This window comes from Micromonospora sp. CPCC 205546, from assembly GCF_036902715.1.
In the GTDB taxonomy this organism is placed as follows: domain Bacteria; phylum Actinomycetota; class Actinomycetes; order Mycobacteriales; family Micromonosporaceae; genus Micromonospora.
The window spans coordinates 40,319-48,515 of sequence record NZ_JBAKHL010000050.1; the positions used below are offsets into that span (position 1 = coordinate 40,319).

The following is an 8,197-nucleotide window of genomic DNA, read 5'->3' on the forward strand; positions in this document are numbered from 1 at the left end:
CGACGCTACTGAGGGGACAACGCAAAGATGGCGAACCCGTTCGTCAAGGGGTGGAAGTACCTGATGGCGCTCTTCGGCGCCAGGATCGACGAGCACGCCGATCCGAAGGTGCAGATCCAGCAGGCCATCGAGGAGGCCCAGCGCCAGCACCAGGGGCTGGTCCAGCAGGCCGCCGCCGTGATCGGCAACCAGCGGCAGCTGGAGATGAAGCTGTCCCGTCAGATGTCCGAGGTCGAGCGGTTGCAGGCCAACGCCCGCCAGGCCCTGGTCCTCGCCGACCAGGCCCGCGCCCGGGGCGACGAGACCGAGGCCGGCCGCTACGAGCAGTCCGCGCAGACCCTCGCCACCCAGCTGGTCTCGGCCGAGCAGGCCACGGAGGACCTCAAGACGCTGCACGACCAGGCGCTCGGTGCCGCCGCCCAGGCCCGCCGGGCGGTCGAGAACAACTCGATGATCCTGCAGCAGAAGCTCGCCGAGCGCACCAAGCTGCTCAGCCAGCTCGAGCAGGCCAAGATGCAGGAGACCGTGGCCCGCTCGCTGGAGTCGATGTCGGCGCTGACCGCCCCCGCCAACACGCCCTCGCTCGACGAGGTGCGCGACCGCATCGAGCAGCGGTACGCGACGGCCATGGGCCGCGCCGAGCTGGCCGGCAACTCCGTCGAGGGCCGCATGCTGGAGATCCAGAAGTCGACCCTCGACTCGGCCGGCTCCTCGCGGCTGGAGCAGATCCGCTCGAGCATGGCCGGCGAGCAGCTCGGCGGCAAGCAGGAACGACCGGGTGCGCAGCAGGCTCAGCCCGCCGCGCCGGCCGCCGACCCGGCGGCTGCCGCCCGGCTGGACGAGATCCGGGCGAGCATGGGCCGCGAGCGCGGCACCGGAGACACCACCGCCGCCGGCTGAGCGGCCGGGTCGAGGAGGCAGAGGTGGCAGACGAGCGCACGCGGTACTTCCGGCGCCTGAGCCGGTTGCGGCGTTCCGCGCGCCGGTGGAGCGTCACGGCCGGCGGTCTGAGCGGCGCTGCCGCCGTGCTTGCCCCGTACGCCGGGCTGGGGCTGCCCGACGCGGCCTGGGCGGCCGGGGCGGGCGGCGCGTTGGCGCTCGCCGCCTGGCGCTGGATCGACCTGCGGGCGCTGGCCGCGCAGCCGGCGCCGCCGGCGCTCGACCCGGCCGAGGCCGCCGCGCGCTCCCGCGCCCGGCTGGTCGCCGCCGTCGAGCGGCTTCCCGTCGGCCCCGGCGTGCTGGCCGAGGTCCGCCGGGTGCGCTCCCGGGTGGCGTTGCGCGGCACCAGCGCGGCCGAGCCCTGGGCCCGCCTGGACCGGGCGGCCCTCACCCTCGCCGGGATGACCGGCCGGCTCACGGGGCTGGCCGAGCCGGCCGTGCTGGAGGCTGCCGAGGCCGACCGGTCGCTGCGGGACCTCGCCGGCCGGGTGGCCAGCGTCGACCGCGCGCTGCGGCTCGCCCCGGCCGAGGCCCGGCCGGCGCTGGCCGAGGCGCACCGGTCCCTGACCTCGCAGCTGGAGCAGGGCGTCGCCGCGTACGAACGGCTGGTCGTGGCCGCCGCCGGCTACGTCGCCGGGGAGGCCCACCCCGACGCCGCGCATCCGGCCGCCTCCCGCCTCACCGAGGCGACCGACCTGCTGCACGGTGTCGCCTCGGCCCTGACCGAGCTGCGCGGCGTCGGCGCCCCACTGCGCACGCCCTGACCACGGGCACCCCCCAGCCCGGTCGATCATGCGGGCGTGGTGCCGGGTTCGGCACTTTCTTGAGGGCCTTCGTGCCCACCACGAAAGCACGATCGGCGCAGGGCACGCGGGCCCGGGTGCGGGTGGTCACGGCGGCGTGGTCACCGGGATCGGGCCGGTGAACGGGGAGCTGCCGACGACGTTGAACGACCGGATCCGGTAGTGGTAGGTGACGCCGCGCGCCAGTCCGGTGTTGGTGAAGCCCCGGCCGGTGACGGTGAACGTCGTCACCTCCCGGCCGAACGCCGGATCCAGGGCCCGCTGCACGATGAACCCCGCGCCCGGCGCGGCCGGGGCGCTGGACGTCCAGCCGAGGATCACCGTCGCCGTGTCCGGACCGGGCGCCGTCGCGGTGGCCGTCACCCCCGTGGGCGGGGCCGGCGCCGGCGGGGTGGTCGCCCTGGCCACGGTCGACCAGGCCGACGCCGCGCCGAGATAGGTGGTCCGCACCCGGTAGTAGTACGTGGTGTCCGGGGCGACGGCGGCGTCGAGGTGGTTGTCGCCGACGCCGATGGCGGTGGTGCCCGGCCCGCTGCTGAACGTCGGGTTGGTGGCCCGCTGCACGTCGATCCCGGTGGCGAAGGAGCGGTTGGCCCAGCGCAGCGCGATCCGCAGCGGCGCGGCCGGCGGGATCGCCGCGGTCAACCCGGCCGGCGTGGCGAGGTGCACCGAGGCCGGCACGCTGTTGGACCACGTGGAGCAGCTCGCCGCGTTCTCCGCCCGGATCCGGTAGTGATAGGTCACCCCGGGGGTGACGCTGGCGTCGGTGTGGCGGGTCGCCGTGGCCGCCACGGTGATCGCCGTGAGCCCCTGCGTGAAGGCGGCGTCGGTGGCCCGCTGGAGCAGGTGACTGGTGGCCGGTGGCCGGCTGCCGTTGCCCGTCCAGGTCAGCGCGATCGCCGGCAGCGCGGTGGCCGAGCCGGGCGCGGGGGTCGCGGTCAGGCCCGTCGGCGCCCGGGGCGACACCCGCAGCACCAGCGGACGGGTCATGCCCTGGTCCCGGTGACCCCCGAGCTGGCTGTGCCACTGGTACTCCCAGCCCAGGTTGACGAGCTGGTTCACCACCACCGCGGGCCGGCCGTCCACCGGACTGACCGGGGTCGAGCCGGTCCGGGCGCCGGCCGGCCGGAGCGGATCGAGCAGCCGTACGCTGTCGCCGATCTTGAACGGCAGGGGCGGCGCGACCGGCCGGAGCGCGACGATCACGTCCTCGCGCGGGTCGACCCGGACGACCTGCTTCCACCCCCGCTCCGTCGGGTGTGGCGCCCGGATGGCGCCGTCGAAGCCGACGCGGCCGACGAGCTGCACGTCGCAGCCGGTGAACCGCACCGGCTGGGTCTGCCGGCTGTTGCCGCGGATCCGCCAGAGCTGGGTGCCGTCGGCGGGCCCGCCCACCGCGACGGTCGGGTCGCTGACGTGCAGCACCTCGGTGGCCGGATCGGTGGGCCCGAGGGGCAGCACGGTGGGGGAGAGCGGTCCGGCGTGCGGGTGTCCCACCCCGAGGCGGCCGACGAGCCGGCCGTGGTCCGGTTCGAAGACCTGCTGCACCGCCTTGACCTCGATCGGCAGGAGCACCGGGGCGGCGGCGCCGGTCGGGACGAAGCTGACCGTCGTGGCGTGCACCGGCACCACCGTGGCGCGCGCCGTCCGGGTGCCGAACGCCGCGTCGTACGCTGGCTGCGGCACGATCGGCGGGCGCTGGCTGGCCGCGTACGCGCCGGGCAGGCGCTCGCGCAGCCGGGCCAGGTCGTACGGCGACGCCGGGGTGCCCGCCACCCGGAACTGGAGCAGGGTGCGGGTGTTCGGCCCGTATCCGGGACGCGTCGGCGGCGCCCCGCCCTCGGCGCCGCGGTCCGGGCCACCGGTGAAGTAATCGGCGCGCGGGTCGAAGCCGGGCAGCGGGGCCGGGCAGTCGTTGTAGAGGATCAGCGTGCCGCCGGGCGGGACGGTGGAGAAGTCCACCAGCACGTCGGCGACCTCCCCGGGGGCGAGCAGCAGCGCGTGCGCGTCGACGTTGAGCACGGTCGGGTCGCGCCGGTCGTAGCGGTAGCCGACCGGCTGGTTGGGCACCACCACCGGGGCGGGGAGCAGGCCGCACTCGTTGCCGATCTGGACGAGCTCCGGGCCGGCGGCGCGCGGATCCGGGACCCCGCCGTCCCGCCCGTCGGTCGGCCAGCCGGGCGGCCGGTCCGGCGCGCGTACCGCCTGCACCATCGGCACCTCACCGGCGCACGCGTCGGCCAGCCCGCCGTCCGGGTCCCACATCGGCCCGTCGGAGCGGGCCCGGTAGAGCTGGAGGTTCAGGCCGCGGTCCAGGCAGGCGTTGAGGATCCGGAACCGGTACGTCCTCGGCTCCACCTCCAGGTACGGGTACGCGATCCCGTTGACGAGCATGGTGTCGCCGAAGGCGTCCGGCACCGCCGACGGGTGCCCGACGCCGGGTACCAGCGGCGGCTCGTCCGGTTCGGCGACGGGGTCGTGGTGCGGGTTCGGCACCGGGCCCGCCCGGTGGGCCGTCGCCGCGTGCTCCCGCTGCCCGGTGTCGTCGCCCGTACGCGCCCACGGGCCGTAGTCCCACCGGCCGGTCGGGTTGCTCCCGTCGGACCGGTACGGGTTCTGCCGGGGCTGGTAGACGTGCGGGTGCCAGAGGCTGCCCCGGGCGCCCCAGCGGTCCCGGTCCCACGTCGGGTCCTCGCCGGCGAGCTGGGCGTCCTCGGGCACGAAGGTCTTGTCCTCGATGACCAGGGGCAACTGGTCGGCGGGGAGCACCCCGTCGGCGACGAGCCGCTCCTCGGCGGCGTCGGTGAGCAGGTAGAGCGCGACCTGCCCGGAGTAGACGGTGAGCCGGGCCAGACCGACGGTGTTGTCGTGGAACCAGCACAGCCGTCCGCTCTGCTCGTTCGGGTAGTAGAGCGTGGTGGCACCCGCGCCGGGCGGCGGCATGTCGGGTACGTGGGTCAGGCCGGGGCCGGTCGGGTAGGGGGTGATCTCGGCGGCCGGGGTGACCCAGTGCCAGGGATTGCCGGCGCTGGTCCAGCAGGTGTGCGCGCCCGCCAGCCGCAGCACGGCCCGGTTCTGCGGGTAGGGCGCCGGACCGTCGAGCGGGCCGGCCCCCGCGCCGTCGACGGTCGGGTCGACCGGCAGGAAGAGCTCGCCGCAGCGGCCGGTGGGGAGCAGGTTGACGAACTTGACCCGGACCGGCCTGCCGCGCCGGGCCAGGAACAACGGGCCGAGGTGCCAGGGCCGCCCCGCTGGGGCGACCGTGTTGTGCCCGTGGGCGTCGGTGCCGAGGTTGAGCTGCCGGTAGCCGCGCAGCCGGGTCGCCGGCAGGTCCCGGTGCAGCCGCTGCGCGTACTGCTCCAGGCCGATCTCGTAGTAGTCGCAGCCCGGGTAGCTGATGGTGTCCGGCACCGGCACCGGCAGGTGGGCTCCCAGCTCGGTGCGGCCGCGCGTGCCGGGGCGCGGGAGCGCGTCGACGAACTTGCGGATGCCGGTGCCGGGCACCACGCGGCCGTCGGCGTCGACGACCGGCAGCGGGCTGCGCGCGTGGTTCGGCACCGGACCGAAGTAGCGGGGGACGGCGGCCGGGTCGAGGCTGGCCGGCGCGGGGATCGGCTCCGCCGCGCGGCGGGCCGCCGGGACGGCAGGCGCCCCGGTCGCGTCGGCGACGTCGTCGTCGGCGCGGGCCGGCGTCCGCTCCAGCCACGGGACGCGGAGTCTGCGGAACAGCTCCATGGGCTCTCCCCGGTGTCCGGGCACGCCGGCCGCCACGGCGGCGTGGCGGACCGGTCGCGCTTCGCTGACGATGCGTGAGGAGTCAACTGCAGCATGCGACCTCGACCGGGGGTTAGGAAGTGCCCAATCGTCCGTTTCTGTGGCGGGGATGCGACTCGCCGCCGCGGCGACGGAGTGTCCGGCCCGACACGCCGGACCGGTCGGCGGAGCGCTGCGGCCGGTCGGCGGCGCCCACCGGCCGCCGGCGAGCTCCGGCCGGTGGGCCGTCAGCCGGTGGAGGGTTCCGGCTGGCAGACCGGGCACCAGTAGGTGACCCGCTCGCCCAGTTCCTCCTTGCGGATCGCGGTGCCGCAGCGACGGCAGGGCTGGGCGCGCCGGCCGTAGACGTAGCTGGTCTGCCCCCGGTGCAGCGACCCGGTGGTGCTCTGCGTCCAGCGGCCCCGGTTAGCGGCGAGCAGCTTCTGCGCCAGGGCCACGGTGCCGGCGAGGTCCGGCACCGCGCGCACCGGGCTCCACGGCGAGACGCCGCGCAGGAAGAGCACCTCGCACTTGTAGAGGTTGCCGACGCCGGCCAGGTTGCGCTGGTCCAGCAGCGCCTCGGCGATGGTGGCGTCCGGGTGGGCCGCCAGTCGGCGCACCGCCTCCGACGGGTCCCAGTCCGGGCCGAGCAGGTCGGGGCCGAGGTGCCCGACGAGCGACTCCTCCTCGGCGGTCGGGACCAGCGCCAACTCGTGCAGGTGGTAGCCGACGGCGACCGCCCGCGCGGCACGCAGCACGACCCGGATCAGGTGCGCCGGCCGGGCGGCCCACCGTTCCCCCGGCGCGTACGCCCGCCAGGCGCCGTCCATCCGCAGGTGCGAGTGCAGCGTCCAGCGCGCCCCGTCGTGCGTCCCCGAAGCCTCGGCGGGCGGCGGGGCGGCGAGGCGGAGCAGCAGGTGCTTGCCCCGGCTGGCCGACTCCCGCACGGTCCAGCCGGTGAGGTCGGTCGCGGCGAGCTGCGGCACCCGGAAGTCGCTGCCGGTCAGGCGGGCGCCGGCCAGGGCGCGGTGCAGTACGCGGGCGGTGTTCCAGACGGTGTCGCCTTCGGGCACCCCTGCATCCTCCCTCGTCCGAGCGGAATTCGCATGTGTCGCTATTTGTATGGAGGTTCCTGTCGATCTAAGGACAAGAGCATGCTCAGGGGGTTCTGAGGAGAATGCCCATGATTCTGCCCCATCGTCGTGCCCGTACCCTCGCCCTCGCCGTCATCCTCGCCCTGGCCCTCCTGCCATCCCCGAGCCCCGCGCTCGCCGCCGGCGGCAGCGAGCGGTGGAGCGCCGACCTCTCCCGCGTCGACGCCGACGACGTCAACGTCCGGCACACCCGCGCCGGGCTCCGCCTGACCGACCCCCGCCCCGCGCCGGCCCGCGCGCCCCGCGGCGCGGTCGCCGAGGGGATCTTCCTCGCGCCGCCGCGCACCCTGGCCCGGCCCGCCACCCGGGTCCGCGCCGCCGTCGACGCCCGCACCGCCGCCGGCGCCACCGCCGAGGCCCACGTGCGAGGCTGGCGGGCGGCGGGCTGGACCGAGTGGCGCGCGGCCGCCGGCGGGGCGGTCTTCGACCGGCCGGTCACCCGCGTGCAGACCCGGGTGGTGCTCACCGCGAGCCGACCGGGCGCCACCGCCGAGGTGCGCGCCGTACGGCTCACCGCCGACACCGTCGCCGCCGTCTCCGCCGCCACGCCCGGCCTCACCTACCGGGTGTACGCGACCCGGATCGGGCTGGTCGGCGAGGTGACCGCCAACGGGCACACGATCGTGGCCCGGGACCACTTCGTCTCGCTGCCGTCGCGGCGCGCCCTCGCCCCGGCCGAGACCGGCGACTACACCCTGCGGGTCTGCACCACCACCGGCAGTCGCTGCGAGTACGCCCCGGTCTGGGACGTCGGGCCGTGGAACACCCGGGACGACTACTGGAACCTCAGCGGCGTGCGGGAGAACTGGAAGGACCTCCCGCAGGGCCGGCCGCAGGCGCAGGCGGCCTACCAGTCCGGCTACAACGGCGGGCGGGACCAGTTCAGCCGGGTGGTGCTGAACCCGGCCGGCGTCGACCTCGCCGACGGCACCTTCTGGGACGGGTTGCAGCTCACCACCAACGCCTGGGTGGACGTGGCGTATCTGTGGACCGGCAGCGGCCCGCGCGGTGTGGTCGGCGACGGCCCGCTGAACGTCCGCGCCGGCGCCGGCACGGGGTACGCGGTGCGCGGCCTGGCCGCCCGCCACGCCAACGTGCCGATCCAGTGCTACGTGACCGGGCAGACCGTCACCGGCCCGTACCGGACCACCAACCGGTGGAACCGCCTCGCCAGCGGCCAGTACGTCAGCCACGCGTACGTCTCGGCGGTCTACGGCGGCGCCGTGCCGCTCTGCTGATCACCGCCCGCGTACGCCCGCCCCGGTCGACCGAGGGTTGGCGGAAATGGGACAGCGGCACTGACCGACCGGCCACTGCCGGGACGGGATCCGGTTGGGCAGACTGCCAGGGGTGACCAACCGGAGCCTGCCCGCCGTCGCCGTGCTCGTGATCGCCGCCGCCCTCACCGCCGCCTGCGGCGACGACGCGGACGACCGGCGCGCCGCGCCTTCCGCCGCCGCCCCGGCGTCCGCCCCGGCGTCCGCCCCGGCCGCCGTCCCGTCGGCGGGCCCGACGGGCGCGCCGACGCCGACGCGGAGGCGGATCGGA

The 8,197-nt window shown here is 76.1% G+C and carries 6 protein-coding genes; 4 read left to right on the plus strand and 2 right to left on the minus strand.

What is annotated here, in order from left to right; all coding sequences use genetic code 11:
* Positions 1–27: 27 nt before the first annotated feature.
* Both V6U77_RS21810 and pspM read left to right on the plus strand, forming a co-directional pair.
* Complete coding sequence (locus tag V6U77_RS21810; protein ID WP_334608365.1) at positions 28–900, plus strand: PspA/IM30 family protein; 873 nt, start codon at positions 28–30, stop codon at positions 898–900.
* Between the two features lie 23 nt (positions 901–923).
* Positions 924–1,703, plus strand: a complete 780-nt coding sequence (gene pspM, locus V6U77_RS21815; protein ID WP_334608367.1) for a phage shock envelope stress response protein PspM — start codon at positions 924–926, stop codon at positions 1,701–1,703.
* A gap of 126 nt (positions 1,704–1,829) precedes the next feature.
* Here the strand turns inward: pspM and V6U77_RS21820 are convergent, their stop codons facing one another.
* Together V6U77_RS21820 and V6U77_RS21825 are read right to left on the minus strand one after the other, a co-directional pair.
* Positions 1,830–5,477: a hypothetical protein gene (locus tag V6U77_RS21820; RefSeq protein WP_334608369.1), complete on the minus strand. Its 3,648-nt coding sequence runs from the start codon at positions 5,475–5,477 to the stop codon at positions 1,830–1,832.
* A 266-nt stretch (positions 5,478–5,743) separates the two neighbouring features.
* On the minus strand, positions 5,744–6,568 hold the full coding sequence (locus V6U77_RS21825; protein WP_334608371.1) for a DNA-formamidopyrimidine glycosylase family protein: 825 nt from the start codon (positions 6,566–6,568) through the stop codon (positions 5,744–5,746).
* A gap of 110 nt (positions 6,569–6,678) precedes the next feature.
* On the opposite strand from V6U77_RS21825, the gene V6U77_RS21830 reads away from it, so the two are divergent.
* A complete protein-coding gene (locus V6U77_RS21830; protein ID WP_334608373.1) occupies positions 6,679–7,887 on the plus strand; it encodes a hypothetical protein in 1,209 nt (402 codons plus the stop codon).
* A 112-nt stretch (positions 7,888–7,999) separates the two neighbouring features.
* A partial coding sequence (locus V6U77_RS21835) for a hypothetical protein (protein WP_334608374.1) occupies positions 8,000–8,197 on the plus strand: 198 nt, incomplete at its 3' end.